25 protein-coding genes are annotated in these 24,301 nt (G+C 33.0%); 6 read left to right on the forward strand and 19 right to left on the reverse strand.

Annotation, left to right across the window (positions count from 1 at the left end):
• The 18 genes from HXN26_RS04530 to nspC form a co-directional block, all read right to left on the reverse strand.
• Nucleotides 1-116: glycosyltransferase (locus HXN26_RS04530; RefSeq protein WP_273159094.1), on the reverse strand; the 116-nt coding region annotated here is incomplete at its 3' end.
• A gap of 11 nt (nt 117-127) precedes the next feature.
• On the reverse strand, nt 128-1,270 hold the full coding sequence (locus HXN26_RS04535; RefSeq protein WP_273159048.1) for an EpsG family protein: 1,143 nt from the start codon (nt 1,268-1,270) through the stop codon (nt 128-130).
• Between the two features lie 22 nt (nt 1,271-1,292).
• Nucleotides 1,293-2,267: a glycosyltransferase family 2 protein gene (locus HXN26_RS04540; RefSeq protein ID WP_273159050.1), complete on the reverse strand. Its 975-nt coding sequence runs from the start codon at nt 2,265-2,267 to the stop codon at nt 1,293-1,295.
• Nucleotides 2,268-2,300: 33 nt separating this feature from the next.
• Nucleotides 2,301-3,248 (reverse strand): glycosyltransferase family 2 protein, encoded by a 948-nt coding sequence (locus HXN26_RS04545; protein WP_273159052.1) that lies wholly within the window; start codon nt 3,246-3,248, stop codon nt 2,301-2,303.
• Nucleotides 3,245-3,742, reverse strand: coding sequence for a serine O-acetyltransferase (locus tag HXN26_RS04550; protein WP_337954476.1), 498 nt, complete (start codon nt 3,740-3,742; stop codon nt 3,245-3,247). The genes HXN26_RS04545 and HXN26_RS04550 overlap by 4 nt, the downstream gene beginning before the upstream one ends.
• 85 nt (nt 3,743-3,827) lie before the next feature.
• Nucleotides 3,828-4,928 carry a glycosyltransferase family 4 protein gene (locus tag HXN26_RS04555; protein WP_115083358.1) on the reverse strand — a complete coding sequence of 367 codons (1,101 nt, stop codon included), beginning with the start codon at nt 4,926-4,928 and terminating at the stop codon, nt 3,828-3,830.
• On the reverse strand, nt 4,925-5,959 hold the full coding sequence (locus HXN26_RS04560; protein ID WP_273159057.1) for a polysaccharide pyruvyl transferase family protein: 1,035 nt from the start codon (nt 5,957-5,959) through the stop codon (nt 4,925-4,927). The genes HXN26_RS04555 and HXN26_RS04560 overlap by 4 nt, the downstream gene beginning before the upstream one ends.
• A 33-nt stretch (nt 5,960-5,992) precedes the next feature.
• Nucleotides 5,993-7,006 (reverse strand): acyltransferase family protein, encoded by a 1,014-nt coding sequence (locus HXN26_RS04565; protein WP_273159059.1) that lies wholly within the window; start codon nt 7,004-7,006, stop codon nt 5,993-5,995.
• The gene (locus HXN26_RS04570) at nt 6,987-7,958 is read right to left on the reverse strand and encodes a glycosyltransferase family 2 protein (RefSeq protein ID WP_273159061.1); all 972 of its coding nucleotides are present in this window, start codon (nt 7,956-7,958) and stop codon (nt 6,987-6,989) included. Before HXN26_RS04570 ends, HXN26_RS04565 begins: the two co-directional genes overlap by 20 nt.
• A 313-nt stretch (nt 7,959-8,271) precedes the next feature.
• A complete protein-coding gene (locus tag HXN26_RS04575) occupies nt 8,272-9,345 on the reverse strand; it encodes a polysaccharide pyruvyl transferase family protein (RefSeq protein ID WP_273159062.1) in 1,074 nt (357 codons plus the stop codon).
• Complete coding sequence (locus HXN26_RS04580) at nt 9,342-10,508, reverse strand: Coenzyme F420 hydrogenase/dehydrogenase, beta subunit C-terminal domain (RefSeq protein ID WP_273159065.1); 1,167 nt, start codon at nt 10,506-10,508, stop codon at nt 9,342-9,344. Before HXN26_RS04580 ends, HXN26_RS04575 begins: the two co-directional genes overlap by 4 nt.
• The gene (locus HXN26_RS04585; RefSeq protein WP_273159067.1) at nt 10,508-12,040 is read right to left on the reverse strand and encodes an oligosaccharide flippase family protein; all 1,533 of its coding nucleotides are present in this window, start codon (nt 12,038-12,040) and stop codon (nt 10,508-10,510) included. The genes HXN26_RS04580 and HXN26_RS04585 overlap by 1 nt, the downstream gene beginning before the upstream one ends.
• A gap of 216 nt (nt 12,041-12,256) precedes the next feature.
• Complete coding sequence (locus tag HXN26_RS04590; RefSeq protein ID WP_273159069.1) at nt 12,257-12,523, reverse strand: cytidylyltransferase domain-containing protein; 267 nt, start codon at nt 12,521-12,523, stop codon at nt 12,257-12,259.
• 123 nt (nt 12,524-12,646) lie between these two features.
• Nucleotides 12,647-12,853 (reverse strand): hypothetical protein, encoded by a 207-nt coding sequence (locus HXN26_RS04595; protein ID WP_273159071.1) that lies wholly within the window; start codon nt 12,851-12,853, stop codon nt 12,647-12,649.
• 89 nt (nt 12,854-12,942) lie between these two features.
• Complete coding sequence (locus HXN26_RS04600; RefSeq protein WP_273159073.1) at nt 12,943-14,187, reverse strand: hypothetical protein; 1,245 nt, start codon at nt 14,185-14,187, stop codon at nt 12,943-12,945.
• Nucleotides 14,188-14,212: 25 nt separating this feature from the next.
• Entirely contained in the window at nt 14,213-15,421 is a 1,209-nt protein-coding gene (locus HXN26_RS04605; protein ID WP_273159075.1) for a GDP-L-fucose synthase family protein, read from the reverse strand.
• A gap of 893 nt (nt 15,422-16,314) precedes the next feature.
• Nucleotides 16,315-16,968: a DnaJ domain-containing protein gene (locus HXN26_RS04610; protein WP_273159078.1), complete on the reverse strand. Its 654-nt coding sequence runs from the start codon at nt 16,966-16,968 to the stop codon at nt 16,315-16,317.
• 128 nt (nt 16,969-17,096) lie between these two features.
• Nucleotides 17,097-18,260, reverse strand: a complete 1,164-nt coding sequence (gene nspC / locus HXN26_RS04615; protein ID WP_273159079.1) for a carboxynorspermidine decarboxylase — start codon at nt 18,258-18,260, stop codon at nt 17,097-17,099.
• Nucleotides 18,261-18,328: 68 nt separating this feature from the next.
• Here nspC and HXN26_RS04620 point away from each other — a divergent pair, with 68 nt between their 5' ends.
• The 6 genes from HXN26_RS04620 (at nt 18,329) to HXN26_RS04645 (ending at nt 23,582) form a co-directional block, all read left to right on the forward strand.
• Nucleotides 18,329-18,940, forward strand: a complete 612-nt coding sequence (locus HXN26_RS04620; protein WP_273159080.1) for a thiamine phosphate synthase — start codon at nt 18,329-18,331, stop codon at nt 18,938-18,940.
• Between the two features lie 35 nt (nt 18,941-18,975).
• The gene (locus HXN26_RS04625; RefSeq protein ID WP_273159081.1) at nt 18,976-19,914 is read left to right on the forward strand and encodes a ribose-phosphate pyrophosphokinase; all 939 of its coding nucleotides are present in this window, start codon (nt 18,976-18,978) and stop codon (nt 19,912-19,914) included.
• Between the two features lie 210 nt (nt 19,915-20,124).
• Nucleotides 20,125-20,502: a DUF2141 domain-containing protein gene (locus tag HXN26_RS04630; protein ID WP_273159082.1), complete on the forward strand. Its 378-nt coding sequence runs from the start codon at nt 20,125-20,127 to the stop codon at nt 20,500-20,502.
• 65 nt (nt 20,503-20,567) lie between these two features.
• Nucleotides 20,568-22,679, forward strand: a complete 2,112-nt coding sequence (locus tag HXN26_RS04635) for an outer membrane beta-barrel family protein (protein ID WP_273159083.1) — start codon at nt 20,568-20,570, stop codon at nt 22,677-22,679.
• Nucleotides 22,676-23,296 carry a tellurium resistance protein TerC gene (locus HXN26_RS04640; RefSeq protein WP_273159084.1) on the forward strand — a complete coding sequence of 207 codons (621 nt, stop codon included), beginning with the start codon at nt 22,676-22,678 and terminating at the stop codon, nt 23,294-23,296. The genes HXN26_RS04635 and HXN26_RS04640 overlap by 4 nt, the downstream gene beginning before the upstream one ends.
• A complete protein-coding gene (locus HXN26_RS04645; RefSeq protein ID WP_273159085.1) occupies nt 23,286-23,582 on the forward strand; it encodes a winged helix-turn-helix domain-containing protein in 297 nt (98 codons plus the stop codon). The genes HXN26_RS04640 and HXN26_RS04645 overlap by 11 nt, the downstream gene beginning before the upstream one ends.
• A gap of 198 nt (nt 23,583-23,780) precedes the next feature.
• On the opposite strand, the gene HXN26_RS04650 is transcribed toward HXN26_RS04645, so the two are convergent.
• A complete protein-coding gene (locus tag HXN26_RS04650) occupies nt 23,781-24,278 on the reverse strand; it encodes a dihydrofolate reductase (RefSeq protein ID WP_273159086.1) in 498 nt (165 codons plus the stop codon).
• Nucleotides 24,279-24,301: the final 23 nt, after the last annotated feature.

Consider the following 24,301-nt stretch of genomic DNA (forward strand, 5'->3'; position numbering starts at 1 on the left):
CCATCATCTACTATAACCCATTCAAAATTCTTATATGTTTGAAGAATTAAAGTGTCATATAAACGGTGCAAAAGGTCTGCACGATTATATGTCGGAGTAAATACAGTTATCAACATTTCCTTAACTGTTATCTATAGAATTTATCTCTATCATATCCATCATCGTATTCATACTTATTGAAGATATAATCATTTTCTCTATGCCCATTAGTCAGAAAGGTTTTATATGGATACAATAAAACTCCCCATGACGTGAGAATACGCAAGAAAAGGACAAAGCCAACAATAGAAAGCTGTAAGCCCATCTTTATTTTCTTCCCATAATTGGTAGTCGATAACTGTGTCAGAGAAAATATTAACCCATATACAAAATACCAACTTAAGCGTCCTCCGTTCTCAGACCGAATAAACAATAATAAAATAGTACAAAATCCTAAGGCTATATTATATAAAACAATACTTTGCCTGATATTTGGTAAATACTTATAAGACTTAATTAGAAAAAAAAGAAAAAATCCTGATTCTAAAATGTAGGCAACTCGTGTGTCCTCTTGAACAGCATAATCAGTATGAGCTCCACGAGAAGAAATATCATCAAAGAGATTATAAAGGCCACTTGTTATTCCGCTAACACCTATAATAAAACATACAGACGTTAACAACAATATATGTGTTTTCGAGTACTTCTTATTTGCAATAAAGTACATTGGAAAGAATATAATAGCTGAATTATGGAATGAAAAAGCAATAAGAAGTATAGCACAAAATTTTAAGAATTCTCTTTCGATAATATACTTTATAGATAGTCCTATAATTGCAGCAGCAAACATTTGTCGCAGATACGTAAACGAAAAGAAGAAAATCAAAGCCATAAACAAAATAGACGCTAAGTAGTAGTTCTTCGCATATTTTTTAAAACATTCTATAATAATAGCATACATACATATAGTATAACAGAATATAAAAATATACCTATTATTTGTAATATGGGCTATAAGCCAATTTAAACCTACATATCCGAATTCGGAATGATAAGCAATAAATAAGCTAGAAGAAGAGGTAGAGATTCCTACTTTTAAGCCATCTGCTAAATTATCGAAAAGATCACCATAAATATAACGGTCATAACCACCTAACATATCACCCAATCCAACAAATAAAGCTAACGCAACAAAAAAGATTAAGAATGGTTTATAGGGTACCTGTTGCTTCTTATTATAATAGAAATATAGGATAACAGGGATAAAGAAAAGTAATATGTATATAGCCATAATTATAATCTCATAAAAAATATTATCTTTTAATTGTAAAAAGATCAGCTATTCTCTTTATCAGAAGAACTACAGTTTCACAATTAATCAATAATACAAACAAGTTAGCTTTCCTATTATATGTAAACCTTAAAGGAAAAAGTCCTTGTGAACGATATTTCTTTATTCCCCGTCGCAAACTATTTAATGAATAGAATCGAATAAGACTATATAGATGCCCAATGATACTAAAATTTTCTATTTCCGACAAGATTTTTCTTTTATCTCCATCTTTTGTTTCTAAATATTGATTAAGGACCGTATGTATGGTAAAAGAATCCTGGCTCAGCTTTATAAGATTTCGATTATTTCGACATCGTGAAGTCGAGTTTATATTAAGATTATTGTACGTATAACCATATAGGTTCTTACAAAAAATCTTATCCATATCAACTATGGTTTCCAAACAAAATAACATATCTTCTATATTCTTTGTCCCATTTAGAAAACGAATATTACCAATAGCAGAACGTTTGAAAATTTTGTCCCATAAATAGAGGCGATGGTGAAGACTTAAATACCCTACTCCATCATATTCTTTTGACTGATGGAAGTTTTCAATCTTATCTATAGATCTTTCATTTTCAACATTATAATTGAAACAAATTAAGTCAATATTTTCCGAGAAATCCGTACTCAATTCATTAATTAAACTCGTTGCCTCAGAACTTATTTTATCATCACCATCAACAAACCAAACCCATTTACCTTTAGAGATTTCTAATCCTTTATTTCTTGCAGCGGAAACACCTGCATTCTTCTGAGTTAGCAACCGGAAATTTGAAAAAGTATTCTCGTATTCTTTACATATTATATAGCTATCATCTGTACTACCATCATCAACAACAATTACTTCAAAGTTCTCTTTGTTTAAATTAATAGTATTATAAATACTATCAAGACAATTCCTTATAAAGTTTTGACAGTTATATAATGGTATAATAAAGGAGAGTAACATTTTTAGTTATAGGTATTTGTATATCAATAATGCTTAGTTAACTAATCCTGTATGATATTTGATAAAGTTAGAGATAATCCATAAATTAGCAATAAACTTCACCAAAAGAGTAGAGGTAGTATGTAACAAAGTCCATTCCATGGGGGAGCAATGATAATTGTATTGTTCGATATCATACATAAGCCTTTTCATATAAGGGTGTCTTTTTACACATATAATTTCTGGAGTGTTAGCCGCAATAGCAACCAACCCATTTATCCTGCTATGCAAGATATATGGCATATAGGTTTCTTTTAAATGGGGCGGGATAGATAGGGAACGAACAGAATCAAAAATTTCTTCATGTTCAATGCTACTAACTTTTGTATGAGACACACTTATCGGATTACGTCGAAAATTGTATACTTTTTTAAATATAAACCGTGGTGGACGTTCTATCTTAAAAAATAAGCGGATATTCATAATCATATCTTCTTCTCCGTCTATTTCTCTGGGAAAGTTAAAGACATCGTCCGACAATATATTTCTTCTGTATAATTTAGCCCATGGTGTTGGTGGAACTCGTTTCCCAGATATTAGAAATTGTCTACATTCTGTAAGTGTTAGTTGCCTTTTATGGCATGGTGTTTCTGGAAAACCAATAACAATGTCTGTATTATCTGTAAGGCGAGACATATCGCCTAAAGCATCTGCTGGTAAAGAATCATCATTATCACAAAAACAGATCCAAATGCCTTTAGCTTCCTGTACACCACGTCTTCGAGTAGCGTTTATACCTTCATTTTGTTTATGTATAACCTGTACACGATAATCTTTCTTTGCATAATTATCGCATATCTGACCAGAGCCATCTTTGCTACCGTCATCAACTAATAGTAATTCAAAGTCTGTGAAACTTTGATTAAGAATGCTATCGATGCATTCATGGAGATACTTTTCTCCATTATATACGGGAACTATAACAGATATTTGTGGATTCATTTTTTATTATATTTATTCCAATCCCGATTCCATCGTTTCCAAACGAGGCGTCCTGGTTCCTTATGTGAGATGACTTTTGCGGGGTTCCCTGCAACAGTACAACCTTCTTCTACATCTTTTACAATTACAGAACCTGCTCCTATTGTTACTCCATCTCCTATCTTTACATCCTCCACTATACAAACAGATGGACCTATATAAACATTATTTCCTATCTGAGCAGCTTTTAAAAACATACTACCTATTGTCGTATACTGATAAATATCAACATTATCACCTATCGTTGCAGAAACATTTATAACTATAGGTCCATTATGTACTATTCTTAGTCCATAGCCTATTTTAGTCTGTCGGTGTATAGAAATTTGATACTTCAATCCTAATATTTGATAAAAGAAACGACTTACCCCTCCAACCAACAAATTATTACAGTTAGACAAACGTAGCCAAAACAAAAAGTGAAATCCACCATCTAACCATGTTGTAATCCACATTTTAAAGATGTTGACATCGCATTGTCCGTATATACGATAATAGTCACTCCTTATATAATCTAGACATTCTTTATATTTCATGCATTTAAATTAATTGTTTCAAGAGACTTATCCAATCTTTTTTAATAACTTCTCCTTCAAATCTAAAAGAAGAATCTAACGCTTTTTTTCCCATCATATTACGCAAATTATTATCTTCTATAAGTTTACAAATACGATCAGATAAAGTATATATATCTCCTACTTTGTCTACAAGGAAGCCATTTTCACCTTCCTGAATAATTTCATTTGGACCTTGATGACAATTAAAAGATATCATAGGTAAACCACAACTAGATGCTTCTAATAGAGCCAAAGGAAAACCTTCTGCACGAGAACTCATAACATAAATCGAATGTTTACCATACTCCTCTTCTATTTGCTTTGTTACACCACACAGCCTCACTTTATCATGTAACCCTTTTCTGTCTATCTGATGTTGTAATTCTAATCTATCTGGACCTTCTCCAAAAATATCCAAATGCCAGTCTGGATGTTTATCATCAACCAACACCCAAGAGTCTATAAGAAAGTCGAAACCTTTTTGCCATCCAAGCCGTCCTACCGCTATCACAGATTCTTCTGAAAGATTAGAAATTACCTTTCTATCGATTGTGATTGGGTTGTAAATGTATTTAACATTATTACAGAATCTACTCCATGAGTCACAATCCGATTTTGACAAGACAACTATTGTATCAAATTTCTTTGCAAAATAAATTCTACGTATTGTATGGATATAATATAATAAATTCAATTTCCAACCATGGAATCTTTCGCTCAAGAACATTTTCGAAACATCAAATGCGAAATGAAACCACATAACTTTTTTGCTTCCATCTTTTATCTGAGGTAAAAAAAATAGTTCTAATCCCGCTAAAGAAATTACAACACTAAATCGATGATCTTGTAAATATCGAGTTAACGATTTCTTATATTCTTCTTTATAATTTGTACTACTTACACATAAATCAACAACATTAATATTCTGTGCAAGATTATATGCATGTTCCCTACCCCTTTGATTAGCAACAATTATCGTTATCGAATAAATATCAGATAAAAGATTTGCACACACTGATAAAATTCGTTCCATACCGCCATGGTTATAAAAACCTTCTATGCAATATGCAATATTGTATTTCATTTTGCTTGAATAAAATTTTCACATATATTTTTCAACTTTTCAGCTATATTATACCATAGCGGTTTATTAGAAAAGTTACTTTTATATGTTAAAGGTAATTCTATTGGAAATAAAGATCGCAACACGCCATTGTCATTTTCAATAATATTAAAAAGCTCTCTTAAACCATCTAGTCGACATGCACTTGTGTCTGATTGTTGTTTATTCTCAACATATATTACTGGTGTCTCTAATCCTAAACATGGAAGAGCACAATGTATTCTTGAAGTAACAACATATTTTGCTTGGGCATATTCTTCTACTAATCGTTGAGCTTCTGCAAATCGCTCTTCTTCATCCTTAAAATTATTTTTATATCGTTTACTTTCTTGGCAAACATATTCTGCATTTAACAACACCTCTTTTGAGAACAACTTAATATATTGTCTATAAAAAGATGTAACTACAACTCTATGAAAAAAACCTCTATGCCAGTAAAATTCAAATTTAGAAGCTATAACACAAATCGTTTTCCAGTGTTTCAGTAGATAGAGAGAATTATAAAGAAATTCTTTAAGAGAGGAAGGAGTTTTAAAATAAGGATCTACAAAGTAAATCTTATTGTTTTTTTTCTCAGAATGATAACAACAACCTAAAGTCAATGTCATACATCCAGAAAAGAATGCATCAATTCCCTTAGTTCTCAATATATTCATCGTATAATAATCCCTACATCCTATAGGCCCATACTTTTTTAAATATTCAATAGCTTTAGGCGAAAGCAGTTGCTCTTTAAAATTAGAGTTTATATGTAATGCTACAAATAATGGAATGATTTGTTTAGATGGTGGCCAATTCTCTGGATAATGCATATACCATCCATTCATTATTACTTTAGACAACTCCCCTTCATATTTGCCAACAAGCTCTCGATCTATAAATCCATCTAACCGCGGAAGAAACTGTGCAGAAGCAACCCCTTGGATATAGTCCCCTATATTTATAAAATCAGTAGGTATTTTTTTACCAATAGATAAAACCTGATATTTCATCTTTTTAAAATTTTATTTATTTTACAAAAATATCTATTCTGTAGTTTTTATTTTAACATCTAACAATCGTAATAGAGGAGAACAAATAAGTATCCTAAACCTATCAATCACTATTGCACATACGAAAATCCCAAATAAAAGAGCAATGAATCCAAGAATTACTAAAACCTCAGTGGAAAAAGTATAGATATTTCGACTTAACTTATAAATAAGTGTTGCAATCCCACCCCTATTCGAAAAAAGATAAACAGCCAACATAGATTTTGCGACATCATTGACAAACTTGATGTTTCTTATTTCTAATCTTGCAAACCAACTAAAAACACAAACAGCAGAGATAATAACAAAAGGAGAATTATAATAATGAAAATTCCAATACTTCATTCCAAAATAACTTAAAATAATAGTTATAAACGAAGAAACCAAATATAATAATATAAAATATTTCTTCTTAATTTCACACAACGTTTTAAAATGTTTATGTATTAAGTGCCCTAAATAATATATATAAATAAATTGTGATAAGTTGTACCCACTATTATTGACATCATTATGCAAAAAAAAGCCAAGATAAACATTTATAACAGAAAGGCATATTAAGATTAATACATCCAATTTCTGATCCATTTGTTTGAAAGCTAAGTTAAGTAAAGGTGAGAATAAGACTAAACAAAAATATACATTCATAAACCATCCTCCAGGATGACTAAAAGCCATAAAAGCTTTTATGTAATCACCAGGAGTATGAACTATATCAAATAATATTGAGTCAAGAAAGACATGAAGTAGATTAAAAAATAAACATAAAAAGAAAAGGTTCAGTAATGAACTCCATCTAAGTTTTATAGAAAAGAATCCTGATATCAACAGAAAAATATTGACCCCTATAATTGTGATAGAATCAAGCGCTTGTATTATAAAGCCTCCACTTTCTATTCCATAAATACATAAATGATGGAGTACAATTAATAACATTGCAACAATCCTTAATATTTCTATGTTAGATTGACGAGAAACACATTTGCTCTTATTTATAGAACCTATCATATATATACGCAAAATTATTAATAATAAACTTCAAAATATATGTTTTCCATGAAGAACATGCTCCTTTAATAGGAAAGAGATGCATTTGATATGCCTTACACATGAACTGTCTCTTAAATTCATAACTTAAATCTCTATTGTTAGCTAGGTGTAAACATAAGCCAATTAACTGCGAATTTGATTTTCTTATATAGAAAGACTTTAGTTTATCACTTAAAGATTCGTTGAGACTAAAATCTACTAAATTTTTGCATATTTGCAAATCTGATAGAATTGAACGTTTTTGTTTGTTAATGTCCATCAATCGATCAGTTGATTCTGGATTATAATAATACGTATAAACATATACATGACAGAACATAAAACGTTTAATATGAGCAAACAACTTAAGCTGGAAGTCTACATCTTCGTGCATAATATCCGTCAAGAACTGTATACCAGAACGAAGTAAAAAATCTCTCTTAAAAAAATGCGCACAAACTGAAGCTGGGAAATATCCATGCAACAATAACCATGAACCCGTATAAACCTCTACTTCGGAGAAATTTGGAGCATTAACTTTGGCAGGTTTACCGGAAGGTAAAAGACGTTTTATACGCATACAACATACCTCCAAATTATTGTCTATTGTTTTTTGGAGGCAATCTTTAATCTGATAGTCTATTAAATAATCATCAGCGTCAATAAACATAATGTAATCACCAGTAGCGACCTCAATACCAAGGTTTCTTGCGCTACCCTGTCCGCCATTACTTTTGTTAAATATTGACAAATTAGAATAAAAGTCTTTCATTCTATTTAGAACAACAGATGTATTATCAGTTGACCCATCATTAATAAGAAGAACTTCAAAATCATTTATATTTAGCCCTTGATGATATACAGATTCCACACATCGTTCTATATACTTCGCTGCATTATACATTGGGATTATAAAAGATAGTTTTACCATCACTTATTTTATTTATAATATAAGACTTTGTTAGTTCAGAAGGTGGATTAATCTTCTTATTTGTAATAGCAACAGGAAATATTTTTTATATAATAATATTTATAATCTAGAATATAAAAAACTTGGAATAGACCTTTGAGACTATAATACATTTTTATATTCTTGGCTAATTATAATTTTCACTTCGTACTCCTATGATTTAAATATTTATTTACGATTATTTATCTTGGAGGTTAATATTATAAATATTCACTTACTCATTTCTTATAATTGCACTGTTAGCTTTAAGAATATGAACAAAATATTTATAATTTTAATTTAGTGCTATTTCTAAATATTTTAAAGAAAGTTCTACTTCTCTATTCAATTTTTCATTTACTTTTGAATAGTTTATTACTTCAAAATTAGGTTCCTCTCCTATTTCTAAGCAACGATTGTCTAGATCTAATTTATTCAGTAAAGATAATAATCTTAAATCTGAATTTGATTTTTGTTTTAAACAATAAAACTCTTTGTTGTATGTAAGAGCAAATGCTAAACCATGAAAAGATGTTGTAACAACAAAAGAAGCATTTTGAAAGTATCCTATAAACTCTGATGGAGAAGCTGTTTGGATTAATCCACTTTTGGGTATTATTGGATGTGATGTAATTTCTATAATTTCAAGATTTAATTTTTTAGCAATTTCAACTGCTAATCTATTTAGTTCTTTCCATTGTCCTATTTGGTATAAAAGAAGGTATTTATTCTTTTTAGATGGTATAGCTATCTTGTCAAAAATTCTTCTACCAGCTAAAAGGGTAGGATCAATAACTATTTTAATTTCTTTATCAATTAAAGGTTGTAATAAAATTGCTAGAGAATCTTCCCTTACACTAATATGCTCTAATTTTTGTAGAGCGTTTGAAAAAAAATCTTTTTGCTGTTTAGATAATTTTTCAAATCTACTACTTGCTGCATACGAAACAATTTTACATTTAGCATCATTCCCAAAATAAACTCCATCAAATCTCCCACCAGTTATTCCAGGATTCCATATCTGATCACTTCCTAACACTAAAACATTATATTCTGAAAAATCCTCATTTCTTTTATAAGGATGCAGGTCTAAATATCTATTCATAAAATTTTCAAAAGCATACCATCGTTTAATTCTTATCGGTTTTACTATTAACTCTATGAATAGCCTTATGATACATTTATAAGGGTTCCTTGATAACCAATTTCTAAGATTATTTTTTTTATATGTATTAACTATGTAGCGAGGTCTATAGTTAATTATATTTACTGAATGCCCTAGTGTTTTTAAATATTCTTTTAGGGCATAAGCTTGTAAGACTGCTCCATAATTATGTGCACATTGAAAAGTAATGATTCCTATTTTCATAATTTCTTTTTTATAGTTGAAAGTATTTTTGCTATAAATATTTTAGTTTTATAAATCTTACCCATATCTCCATATTTATGAGCTACATACTTGAATCCTCTTTTCTTATAGTCTTTAAGGAAATTCTTACGTTTTATATTTGGCTGTATGCATTTTCTTAAAACATCCTGCATACATTCTTTAGTATTACTTGGTAATATTTCTAAGAGTTTAGATGCTTCTTCAAATATTTTTTTTCCTATTGACGAGTTAATTAAAACCAAAGAAATTCCTTTATTATCTCTAAATTCTTGATGTAACGTTTTCTCCCAATGCCAGAAATCTCCTAATGAAATATCCCCTACACGTTTTAAATTTGTATAGGGACAATTAAAACAACTCTCTCGTTGGATGTAATGCGAAAAATAGAGATAAAGGTAAGACTCTGTTATAATCCTCTTTTTATTTTTAAAGGTATATGTTTCTATTCCACCTTTCCAGCCTAAGAGCTTATTTCTCATATTTACATTTTGCAAAGAGGAAGAATACTTAATTTCAAGATAATGTAAATAATCCTCCCACACCTTTGGAGCCCCAACGCCATGGCACAATATATCAATAGTTATCAATTTCCCTCTTTTAAGTCTTTCTGTTTGCTTCCTTAAGTTTTCAACTTGGCAAGGTACTCCTGAAAATAAAACAAGCTTATCATTTTTTAATTCATTAATTACATCTAAAAATATACCATCCAAGTTACTCTGTACATATTTAGAGCCCTTTATAGAATTTAACGCCTCTTTCTTTGTTATTTTACAATGACTAATTTTATAGTTTTCAGAATAAGCAACACCATAAACAACACCACCTCTTGCAAGTATTGCTTCTGCAATTGCAGAAAATACACCACCACTTTGACTTTCTCTTAATTTCTTTTCATCTTTAAATCGTGCAGCATATACGAGTGGCTCCTCAAAATCATTAAAAATTTTATAAGATGGTATAAACTGACAATCTCTAAAACACTTTCCACAATTAGTACATAGATTATTATCTATTAAAGGATAATTAAATCCTAAGTCATCAGGATTCATCTTTATAGCCGCAAAAGGACATGAAACAACACATGCTGTACAACCACAACATTCTTGGGGTATTTTACTATCGACTCTTAGTTTTTCACTCATTAAATAAGTTTTTTGGTTAATTTATATATAGTGCTTTTAATAGTTTCTCTTTCAGATGAGGAACAACCTATTATATAAATTACAAATATAGTCAAAAATAATGTTATACCTGTTACAACTATAAAAGATGAGAAGCTATTAGATAAATTTAAAGATAAATAAATAGGGAAGGCCGAAGAAATAATACCTACAAAACTTACTTTAAAAACTACATTCTTTATGTAATTTCTTACTTTTAACCCTATCATTTTTCGTAATAAAATCAAGCGGACAATCAAACAACAGAAGTTTAAAATAACTGCAATTATAAGAGTTATTTCTGGGAAAAAACTGTTTTCTAAAAGAATATATGATAAAGGTAAACATAGAAATTGAAAGGCTCCTATCATTAATTGATAATTTCTAATATTGCCAGTAGCAAGAATAGCTGTGATTAATGGTCGAGAAGCAGAGTCGCATAATGCATAAAGAAGGATTAATCTGACAAACCATACAGTGTGTTCTGGAACTATTTTTAACCAAATAGTTAGTAAATATGATGTTTCTATCATAATTGGCAAAGATAAAAATAGTAGTAGGAATAATGAGAATTTAGCACTTTTATAAATTAAGTCAAGCATATATTCTTTTTCATTAGCTGCATACGATTTTGTTATTTGTGGATTTACAGCTGTCATAAAATTAGAGGCAAAACTATTTACAGCTCCATTAACCTGTTCTGCTATACCACGAGCAGCATTTACAACTGGACCTACATACAAATTCAGCAAGATATTTGAACCCTGATCTCTTAAAATAGCAGATGACGAACCTATAAAAGTCCAACCCGAGAAAGCAAACATTTCTTTCATTAAAGTTTTGTCTATATAAAAGTGCCAATTCGTTTCTCTAAAATGGCTTTTGCAATATATACCATTTAAGAAGCGTATAATTATATAGGTAGACAAAAGAAGAAAGGAATAAAATATTAACTTATCAAAAGAGAAAAATGGTAATATAAGTACTATCGCTAATTTTAATAAAATGTGAATAATCCCCAAATAGGCAAACGCCTTCATATGTTCATGCGCTACTATGATTGCATTATAAGGAACCGTTATAAGGTCAAGTACAAGTACAATAACAGATGTGTGGAATACACATTTCGCTGCAAATATTCTGCTTGGCTCTATATTCATCTTTTCAGTTAGGAACCATAAGCCCAAAGATTCTGATATAATAATAATTAAAATAGATAATATTACTTGAATATTAACTGATGTGCAAAATACTTTATTTACTTTATCAATATTTCCCTTGCCTAATTCAAATGTTAAAAACCTGCTAATAGCCCCCGATAGCGATGAAGACAATATTGTGAACATACCGACAAAACCGCCAACAACATTATATATACCATAATCGGTTACACCTAATTCATTTAGAATTATACGACTTGTATAAAGAGACACAACTAATGAAAAAAATGTTCTAAAATATAGTGCTAATGTATTTTTAGCAATTCGTTTGTTATTAGATGAGATATCCGACATATAATAATAAACTAGATTATCTTGAAAATCATAGTCTTCTAAGGTAAGTAGTGATTGAAAAGGATCATTTCTCCAAATTATGGTATTACATACTATACCTCACTATTGTTACAGTTTACTTCGCCATTGGTTTTTACACCATAAAGTATGCTTGAATATATTTCTATCCTATAATTTCCTTAAGATATATATTAAGCAACAGGTAGATAGAAAGAGCTATAAAACGTGAAGCACATCATTTTCTGAACCTCTATAGATAGGGATATTATATTTATCTAAACAAGTCTCTATTACATCATTATTAGGATTTATAGATGTAGCAACAACAATGTTTGTATCCTCTATTTGTCTCAACTTTTCTATTAATAACTCTAATATACATTTGCCTTTATAAAAGGGTAATAATATCTTATTGGGGAGTCGACTAGAACCTACACGTGCTTGTATAATAAACGTTATATTTTTATTAATAAAGTATGACATATTTTTTTCTTCAAATATTTGAATCACATATTATTAGTCTCTATGGTAATTTGTAAATCCATAAAGAGTATGCTTTAAAGGCGATGTAACGGTGATAATTTTGTTATCCATGTTTTATTTATTTTACTCTTCTTCCCACTCAAATGGTTTGGAGTGTGCTCCGCTAGCGTTGCCTTCTCCTATTTGTGTTCCGAATTCAATGTTTCTGTTATTATTCATTCCACTGGGGAGAGTTCCACTATTGTGTGAAGAACCTGCAGTTAAGAATGTTGAAATTTCAATATGTATTACTTTTAATATTGGTTGTTCGTATACTTTTTTGTGTTTCATTTTTAGTAAAGATTATAGGTTTTATATCTTTTCTTTTTAAACTCTGTTTCAGAGTAGTATAAAGTTTACGCTAAAGTTTTTATTTCATATTAGTTCACATATATTTTTCTCCCATTTTTTATATATATTCCTGTTTTTAAGTTACTGGTAGAATATACTTGTCTACCGTCTAATGTGTAAACTCTCTCGTGTGTTTTAGATGGAATATCGTTTGTATTGTGTAAAACAATAGTGGTTGTTCCATCTAATGATATATTATATTGTGATTGTTTTGCGTGCGATGCATTTTTTATTCTGAAGAATGCACGCATTCCATTTATCTTTTTATCGTTTGTAGACGGTTTATAGAGATTATCTTTGTCACCAATAAAAAGTTCTGTCCCGTCTGTTTTTAATTCAGTTGGACTATATGCTCCTACAAATGCATAGTTTCCTGTTTCGTCTGTTATTGTTTTTGGCTCAACTTCCGTAATAGTAACATTACGAAATATTGGATTTACAACATTTTTCTTTGGCTTTATGATATATGGAATTCCTGCTTTTATTTCTGTTGCATCTTTAAATAGCATTGTAGTGCCATCTACTTTTCCGGTAAATTCTCTTAATTCTGGATCATTTAAATACAATTTTACAGAATCTTTATCGACATTGAATGGTAAACAGAATGTATTCCAATAATCTTTTGAAAGGGTACGTGTAACCTGAATGATATTATCTTCTATGCCTTTGTTACTTGTGATAGTTGTTGAATTATCTTCGTTTTGATCAATTTCGTTTGTAACTTCAATACTTTGTACTGCTATAAAATAGGTTTTATTTTTATCGTAGAAGATTTCTATCTTAGGTCTGTCATTGATAACTATATTCGCAAATGTAAAAGAGATGATAGAATCATTAATATAACCTTTTTCCACAGGATATATTCTTTCGTCATCAACAGCCATAACAGTATTCAACAATTTTCTGAGTTTATCATCGGTACTGGTTTGTAAAGATATAACTATTTTTCTTATTTTTGATTTACTAATATCTGGTTTTAATTCTAAATAAGAAGCTCCACTTGACGATGTACCAACTTTAAGACAATATGTATATTCATCAAAATCTCTTATTCCAGCATCTGTTTTTATATCCCAACGTCGTCCATTTATATTTGCCCAACTGGTATAAACTTTATTCTTTTTTGGATTACTATTTTTATAAAAATCATTTGTTTTAAAGCTGTAATACTGTGCATAAGATTTACAAAATGCAAGATTACATAAAACGAAAAATAAAAGTAGTTTTAAATTTTTCCAGCTATAGAGCACTGTGTGTTGTTTCGATGGTATCATATTAATTATATTATATATCAAGGTGTTAGTTTTCTAAAGAGTGTTGATACCATTTATATAGTTTCTCAACCCCTTCTTCTATCTCTATTTTATGTTTCCACCCTAACGAATGAAGTTTATCTACATTGATAAGTTTCCGTGGTGTACCGTCTGGTTTTGTTTCGTCCCAAACTATTTTACCCGTAAAGTTTGCAGTTTTTGCTACTAATACAGACAATTCTTTTATGGTAAGTTCTTTACCCGTACCTATATTAATATGGCAATTTCTTATTTCTCCGAGTTCTGGTATTGCACCACCACGCCCTTCGCTATTGTTGCGGTTTACCTCGCCATTTGTTTTTACACCATAAAACACGCTTGAATATTTTTCTATGCCAATGATGTCCTTAAAGTCTACGTTAAGCAACAGGTAAACAGAAGCATCTGCCATATCTTCACTCCAAAGAAATTCGCGCAATGGAGAGCCAGTTCCCCATAGAGTGACTTTATTATTTTCTATTCCGTAGAAAGCTAAAGCTTTTAAAATGCGCTCTTTTGGTGAATTGCCGTCTACATTCTCGCTACCAATTTGCTCGCTTAACTTAGCAACAGGGTTGATAGGACGTTTATTCATATCCACTTTTATTGCATTCCAGTTATCTTCGTGAATAAGTTTTGCTAAATAAACTTTACGCATCATAGCTGGCATTACATGACTATTCTCCAAATGGAAATTATCGTTCGGTCCATAAAGATTGGTCGGCATAACGGCGATAAAGTTAGTTCCGTATTGAAGATTATAGCTTTCACACATCTTTAGACCTGCAATTTTTGCAATTGCATATTCTTCGTTACTATATTCTAATGGAGATGTAAGCAGGGCATCTTCTTTCATTGGTTGTGGAGCATTCTTAGGATAAATACATGTTGAACCTAAGAACAATAGTTTCTTAACTTTATATTTGTAAGCAGAAGAGATAACATTGCATTGCATCTTCATGTTCTGCATAATAAAGTCGGCACGATACAGACTATTTGCCATGATACCCCCAACAAAAGCTGCTGCTAAAACTACAGCATCTGGCTGTTCTTTTTCGAAAAAGTCCTCTACTGATTGTTGATTTGTAAGATCGAGTTCGTGATGTGTACGACCAATAAGGTTGTTATATCCACGTGCTTTTAGATTATTCCAAATAGCCGAACCCACCAAGCCTCTATGCCCAGCGATATATATCTTTGATGATTTTTCTAACATCGTAATAAAAAGTATTTTGATTATTTGTAAAGAATGTTCTAATAAATCCTATTGTAGTAAATCTGTTACAATATACTTTAACTATTTGAACCTTATGTTATTATCCTAATACGATAAAAGTAATTATTAGAACGACTTAAATAACTTTACTTATAGTTGAGAATGTGTTTTAGTCTTAATTTATGTGGTTATTTCAGAGTACAATTCCTCCTCCCTTCTTTGTAAAAGGTTTGGAACGATATCTCTAACACATTCTCCGCCTATAGGTTTTGTGATGCCCGCAGAGCTATTTAGTCAGATTCCTTATTTATATTGTATGCAAAGATACATATTTTATTTTATAGAAACAATGTTTATCATATATAATTTCATAGGTATAATAACTTTCTTTTGGATTTTTGTAATAGGCATAAATATAAATCATTGTTTTCCTTATAGCGGTTTTGTTAGGAGGTTATTACAGGACTTTTGAAAAGCACTTAAAGATAGAACAAATTTGATATAAAAAATACTTTGAAATAAGTAAAAGAGGGTTTATGTTGATACAAACTGATAATATAATATTTATTGAAGAAAACTATTTTTTTATATGTTGGAAAGTTGCTACTACTTCTTCATAATATAAGAAAATGATAGGTGGGTGGAATTATAATAATAAATCATCAAAAACGTAATTACGTTTTTAAAATTTATAATTATGTTTTTGCGAGTTTTTAATTATGTTTTCTTGTATTTAATTATGTGCTGTATATTTTTCTATATATACGTTCTCTTTTTATACCCTTCTCCAGTTTTTCTTTCTATAAAAAAGAATAAATTTTAGATATAGGTGTGTGGATAAAAATACCCCGTTCGTAAAAATAAACAGTACGAACGGGGTAAATAATTCTGATTTAAATATTATCACGCATTTTGCGAAGATAATCCTTTTGGTTTTCTGTCAAGACAGTTGGTAGTTTTATGTTATATCTCAGTATAGTGTCGCCTGAATTGTCTTTACCTTTTAATCTTACTTTAGTTCCATTTTGCGTATAAGGTTTTACTTTCAGTTTTATTTTTCTTCCTTCAGGTAACATTACAACAACTTCTCCCCCTAATAAAGCTGTATATATATCTATACTAAGTTTAACTTCTCTTTCTTGTGGAGCTGGTTTTCGGTAAGTTGTTCCTCTTTTAAATCCACCTCTTGCTCCTCCGCCAAATAAATCTTGGAAGAAACTGCTGAATCCGCCTCCCATTCCATTAAAATCGAAGCCGTCGAAAGCTGTATTATAGTTGCTAAAACCTTGTTCTCCTCCTCCTGACTGTTCAAAAGCGTCAGCGTTTCGCCATTGTTCTCCATACTTATCGTATTTTGCACGTTTATCTGGATCGCCAATTACATCGTAAGCTTCTGAAAGTGCCTGAAATTTAGCTTTTGCTTTTGGGTCGTTTGGGTGAAGATCGGGGTGGAATTGTTTTGCACGTTTCCGATAAGCCGCACGAACTTCGTCTTGTGGTATATCTTTTTTTACACCTAAAATTTTATAATAGTCTATGAATGCCATATTCTTAATCCTTTTCTATTTGTTTTTTGCTAATTATTTATACAAAATATGTGCCATAAGTGTTTTAATGGCACATATTGTCAGACTACTTTTTTGAAATAATTTTATAAGTGTATGTAAAAGAAGGTTTAATCCATACGGAGTTTATAATCGTTGTAATTAAAACTCCGCAAAGTGTCTATTTCTCCATTCTGTTTTAATAGAGCAATATCAGGGTGTGTTATGCCATTAAACATATTAGTTTTAACAGTAGTATAGTGAAGCATATCTTCGAAAATTATGTTTTCACCTATCTGCAGTTCGTGGTCGAACTTCCAATCTCCGAGCCAATCACCACTCAAACAACTATTTCCTCCTAATCGGTAAATATTGTGAGTATGTTGTTCATTATTTTCAACATGCTCAGCTGTACGAACAGTAGGGTAGTAAGGCATTTCTAAACAGTCGGGCATATGGCAAGTGAAACTAACATTTAAGATGGCAGTAGTTATTCCTTTGTCTTCTACAATATCTATAACTTGAGAAACAAGAGATCCTGTTTGCCAAGCAAATGCACTTCCTGGTTCTAATATTACTTTAAGCCATGGATACTTAATTCTAAACTGCTTAAGTAAGCCAATTAAACGTTTAATATCGTAGTCCTTACGTGTCATAAGATGGCCACCACCAAAGTTAATCCATTTAATTTGTTTGAACCACGGAGAAAACTTTTCCTCAATATGTTGTAATGTACGTTCGAAAACATCACTACCATTTTCGCAGTGGCAATGAATGTGGAGCCCTTCTATATCAGTTGGCAAAGTATGAGGTAATGTGTCTGCCGACACTCCAAACCGAGTTCCAGGGGCACAAGGATTATAGAGTAGTGTCTCTACTTCCGAATATTCTGGATTTACACGTAAGCCAAAACTAATATTGTTATTAGCTTGTTTCGCTTTTAAATGAAGTCTATTAAACTGAGAAAGCGAGTTGAATACTAAATGCGATGAACATTTTGCTATTTCGTCTATTTCGTAGTCGGTATAAGCAGGCGAAAAAGTGTGAGTAGGTGCACCAAATTCATTATATCCTAATTTTGCTTCGTAAAGAGATGAAGCTGTTGTGGCATTGATATATTCGCGAAAAATGGGGAAAGTCTTCCAAAGAGCATAAGCTTTGAAAGCTAAAATTATTTCAATATCAGCCTCTTTCGCTATCGATGATATAAGCGATAGGTTGTTGCGTAACTTCGCTTCCTCTAAGATATAGGTAGGGCGTTGCAACTCCTCGAATGTTATTGCGTTTATTTTCATTTTGCAAATATACAGAAAAGTTTGTAAAACTCAGAAATAATATCTACCTTTGCAACAAATTATTGGGTATGAAACTGGTCGTTATGACTAAATCCACATATTTTGTGGAGGAAGATAAGATATTGACTGCACTCTTCGAGGAAGGACTTGATAATCTCCATATCTCGAAGAATGAGGATTCTACCCTTTATTTGGAGCGATTACTATCGCTTATTCCTAATACCTATCATAGGTATATTACAGTCCATCAGCATTATCGTTTGAAGAACGAAAAATCGTTGGCAGGTATTCATCTTGATACCGATAATGCAGTTCCACCTGTTGGTTATAAAGGATTGATTGGTATGACTTGCAGGAACTCAATGCGGCTGAAAGAAATACGAAAAGTTTCGGACTACGTATTTTTAGGCAATATGTATACTACCGAACATAAAGACACCAACGAAGAACATACGTTTTCTGATTTAGAACTGACCGAACTAAAAAACCAAGGACTACTTGGAAAACGAGTTTATGCTATGGGAGGAATTACCTTAGATCGAATTTCAGAATTAAAACAATATGGATTTGGAGGAGTCGTTGTAGATGAAGAATTTTGGAATCAGTTTGATTTACATTCAGATATAGACTTTAAAGGTATTATAAAATACTTCCAGAAACTGCAGAAAGCAATAGAATAATCAACATAACACCCACATTTAACAACTAATAGAAAATGAGTGAAGAAAACTCTTTTTTAGTATTCTCGGGAACAAAGACGAGATACTTGGCAGAAAAAATTTGTGCAAGTTTGGGTTGTCCTTTAGGCAACTCTTTAATGACACGCTTCTCTGATGGAGAGTTTGTTGTTTCTTACGAAGAAAGTATTCGTGGAAAGGACATATATCTTGTGCAAAGTACATTCCCTAACTCTGATAATCTGATGGAATTGCTATTGATGATAGATGCTGCAAAGCGTGCATCTGCTCGTAATATCATAGCTGTTATTCCTTATTTTGGCTGGGCACGTCAGGATAGAAAGGATAGACCACGTGTGAGTATTGGCGCAAAATTAGTTGCTGACTTACTAAGTGTTGCAGGTATAGACCGTCTTATCACAATGGACTTGCACGCTGATCAGATTCAAGGTTTCTTTGATGTACCTGTAGATCACCTTTATGCAAGTGGTGTATTACTTCCTTATTTGCAGAGCTTACGTTTAAAAGATATGGTTATTGCCAGTCCTGATGTTGGTGGTTCTAAGCGTGCAAATACATACGCAAAGTATCTTGGTTGCCCATTAGTCCTTTGCAATAAAACACGTGCACGTGCTAACGAAGTTGCTTCTATGCAGATTATTGGTGACGTAAAGGACAAAAATGTTGTTATTATAGACGACATGGTAGATACTGCAGGAACAATGACAAAAGCTGCAGATATAATGAAAGAAGCAGGAGCAAAGAGTGTACGTGCTTGTGCATCTCATTGTGTTATGAGTGGTCCTGCAAGCGAACGCGTTGGAGCATCTGCTATAGAAGAAATTGTATTTACTGATTCTATCCCATATACAGATAGATGTTCAAAGGTTAAGCAGATTTCTGTTGCAGATATGTTTGCTGAAACTATCCGTCGTGTTGTAAATAACGAAAGTATTTCTAATCAATATCTCGTTTAATTTTTAGTAAATAAATTGTTTGACAACTTATTTTTTATAGTAGTCAAATATCCAATAAATTATTTGGACATACCATTTAAATGGTGTGTCCTTTTATTTTTTTCTTGTTAAATAAAGTTATAATATACTGATAGTTAGGTTCTATATTTGGTTTATATTATAAACTATATTATATTTGCAGTGTAATTAATAAATTAAAGGAAACCAATTATGAAACGATTACTATTATCTATTATTACTTTTGCCGTATGCGCATTGTGTAGCGGTAAAACCGTAACGTTATCCATTAACGGGATTAGAGAAACAGAAGGGACGCTTTTAATAATGGTAGAGAATTTAGAGGCAACCGATAATGCTGCTAAACCTGTAATGTTGATGCAAGCTGTGAGTGGGCACAAGATGGAAATAGCACTTGAAATGCCCAAGTGGAGCAAGTTTAAAGTAAGTGCCTTTATTGATGCAAACGGCAACAAACAGTTGGATAGGGACGAATACGGCCGCCCAACGGAAGGGTTTATACAGCAGGTTTTCACTGAAAAAGATTTGAAGAAAGGCGTGCTTACTGCAAAAGTTACCTATCTTCAATAAAACCATTGAAAGGTTATCTTGAAAGAAAGATGTTTGAAAACATTTGATAAAAGAAAGAAACGGCTATGCTATTTTTGAATATTATGCTCTCTGTGTTCGTGTCGTTCGCTGATACTGTGAATATATCGAAGCAGCATTTGTTGCAGGAAGTTACTTTTGTTGCAAGTAGAACAATGAATAAAGGCAACAAGATAATCGTACAAATGCGTGAGGACGAAAACAAGACAATGGACGAAGTGTTGGCATCTGTTCCTCACGTGGCAGTAACCGAGAGTGGTATTAGCATAGACGGAAGAGGGAAAGTGAAGGTTCTTCTCAATGGGCACGAGGTGCGAATGGAAGGCGCAGCATTGATAAGTTACTTGCAAAGTCTGCGTTCTTCAGATATTAATAAGGTGGAAGTACAAACTGTTGCAGATGCTTCTCAAGATGCTAATGTTCAAGGTGGTGTGATTAATATTATTCTTCGGAAACAGACAGACAACGGATTAAATGGTTCGATAGAAAATCGTTTGAACGTAGCCAACACATTTTTCCGCAACACTGCAGCCGTTTCGGTGTTTTCAAGATGGAACAACGTAAATCTGTATGCTTCGTTTTCCAACCCCATTACTGCCAAGGATAATGGCGAAGGGCGCATAAAGCGAGTTTTCAACCTGCCTTCATACGATTATAATTCTGAAAGTAGCAATCGCATTCCAGCGAGAGACTATTATTGGAGAATAGGCGGCTTTGCAGATTTAAGTACTCGTTGGAATATTGGAGCAGAGTATGCGTTCACGCTGAACCGTTTGAAAAGAACAACCAACGACCGCACATCTATGCAGACACCAGAGATAAATATGCACGATGTGTTAAGCACTTACACGCAAAAGCTACGAAATCATTTGCATTCTCTGCAGGCAGATGTGTCATATAAGGTAGATAATGAAGGCTCAAAAGTGAAGTTTTCTACTTCGTATGATGTCAGACGGGTGCGTGGCGATAATGTTAATCTGTTTGAAAACACGTGCGATTCGAGCAACACGGCATCTATATATAAGGTATTGGCAATGGATTTATCGGTGTTCAAACAGTTCACAAAGAACAGCAATCTATTGTTTGGACTGAAACACAATGCCATATCGGCAGACAACAATACGCTGTATGGTGGCGTTTCATCAGACCAGAACGACAACAGCAATGCCGCTTTCGAGCAGAAAGAACGCATATTTGCAGGCTATGCACAGTTTGCAGCTGCTTACAAGAAACTGAATTACGAAGTGGGACTGCGATATGAATATGTAGCCACCAAAGAGTTTCCGACGAACATAAAGCGAAATTACAGCGACTTGTTCCCTTACATTTCGATAGGCTATGATATAGACGAGTACGGCAAATGGAAAGTTATCGCATCGTATTCTCGAAAGATAGCCCGCCCATTGTTCAGTCAGCAGAACCCTACGAAAACGCAGACATCGTTGTTTACCTATGCGATAGGCAATGTTGCCTTGCGCCCTGAATACGTAAACAGCATTCGTTCAACGCTCGTTTACAACAACGTGTATTCGCTGACGTTGGGCGTTGATATGCACAGCGACCTGATTAGAGAGTTTTCTTTTGAAACACCAGACAACCCTATGGGCAGTTATGTTACTAACATCAACCACCATCAGGAAAACCATTGGTACGCTTATCTTAGCTTGCCTTTCCAGCCTTGCTATTGGTTCAACATAAACTTCAATTCGCTTCTGTGCTATCAAACCATTCAGATAACGAAGGGAGAAAGCATAAAAGGACATTTCCTATATATGAACAACACGAAGGCAACCTTCCGACTGCCGCACAATTTCAATGTGGAAGTATCGTTAAACGCCACTTCGCGCTTGCATTCGGGCAACTCGATGATTAGGTCTTATCAGCGTGTAGACCTACTGTTGTCGAAAGCTTTCAAGCCAAGAGTAAATTTGTCGTTGGCAGTGAAGAATGTATTCAACAAGCAGTACGGATTCATTGAAACGCACAGCCGCTATTCCAACTTCTACGATACGATGCAAGGAAGCAACAGTAGGAACATTCAACTTACGCTTACTTACAACTTCGGCAAAGGAAAAGGCGGCAGAAAGCTGAAGCGCGACGACAATGGCGAGGCGGAACGATTGAACGATTTCAATAAAAACAACAATATAAAACTATGATTATGAAAGAAAAAGAACTAACAGCAGCAGAGAGTCTGAAACTTATTGAGAGAACAATAGAGCAGAGTAGGAGAGACGTTGCCAAGGCTTCGGCACAGCCGTTGCTTGTTTGGGGCGGATTGGTATTATCTACTTCCCTCATTATTTGGTTGCTCATAACGAACACACCGAAAGGAGAAGACGGTGGCAGTTGGCATTTGCTTTGGATATTGATGTCGCTGATAGGTGGCATATACCAGTACTATTTCAACCGTTCTTGGTCTGTTCCCGACACCATCGTCAGCCGTACCATTGGCTATATGTGGGGCGTATTCGGAATATCGGTATTTGTCTTGTGGGCAATCAATATATGTGCGATAACTTTTGGTGGAATCTCCGTAAGGCAAATCATACCGATGACGCCAACCATCATTCTGTTTATGGGCTTGTCGGTTGCCGTTACTGGGCTGGTGATTAATCGTTTGTTTATCTCTGTCATCGGTGCGGTGGCGTGTGCGATATGTGCTTACTTCTCACTTGTTAATCAGGGTGTGAACGAATTGCTGTGCATAGCCGTTACAGCCGTGTTCACACTGATAGTTCCAGGTTTATATTTAAAGTTCAGCAATGGCAGATAACGATTTCCTCCCCCTCGACCCTTTGCTGAACAACGAATTGCGTTTGGCAATAATGTCGATACTGATGAGTGCCGACAGTGCCGACTTCACTTACATAAAGAACACTACGAAGGCTACATCGGGCAACATAAGTGTGCAGATAGACAAGTTGGAAAAGGCGAAGTATATAAAGGTGAAGAAAGGCTACAAGGGCAAAGTTCCCCAAACCGTTTGCCGTATAACGCCACAAGGAATACAGGCATTGATAAACCACGTACAGGCGTTAAAGTCGTATTTGAACATATAGGCATACAAAAGAAATAGTACACTGAAAGCCTGTATACTATTTACTTTTTACTTTATTGCATTTATGCTTATTTTTGGCAAAAAAAGCGATGTTCGATGGTGTGTTTTCGACTTGTTTATGACAAAAAAAGAGGGCGTACCATATTGTTTTTTGGTACGTCCTCTAGGATGTTTTAGGCTTATTACTTTAATTTTTTTTTTATTCTTCTTCTTTTTTGCGTACATAATCAACGTATGCGTATGCAGGTGTGTCATCGGTTTCAGCACGTTCTTGTCTCGTTTCCACCTCCCAAGTTCCATCGTTATATTCTGGAAAGAAGACATCGGCATGAGGGGGAATGCCTTCTATTTCGGTTAGATAAAGGCGGTCGGCTACAGCCAGTCCTTCTTTGTACAAACTTGCGCCGCCTATGATGAAAGCTTTTTCGTTGTCGGAAATGTGCTTTAGAGCTTCGCTAAGAGAGGTGTAGACGTCGCAGCCTGGAAAATTGGTTTCGGTGCGACTTAATACGATGTTTCTGCGATTGGGTAATGCTCCTTTCGGAAGTGAGTGGAAAGTACGGCGACCCATGATAACGGTATGCCCTGTTGTGAGTTGTTTGAATCTGCGCAGGTCTTCTTTGATGAAGTAAACCATATCGTTATTGTAACCGATAGCACGATTTTTTGCTACTGCAGCAATTATGTTTATTTCCATATTTCTTTGTGTGTTGATTTTGT

Origin of the sequence: Prevotella aurantiaca (assembly GCF_015262605.1) — a bacterium.
GTDB classification, from domain to species: domain Bacteria; phylum Bacteroidota; class Bacteroidia; order Bacteroidales; family Bacteroidaceae; genus Prevotella; species Prevotella aurantiaca.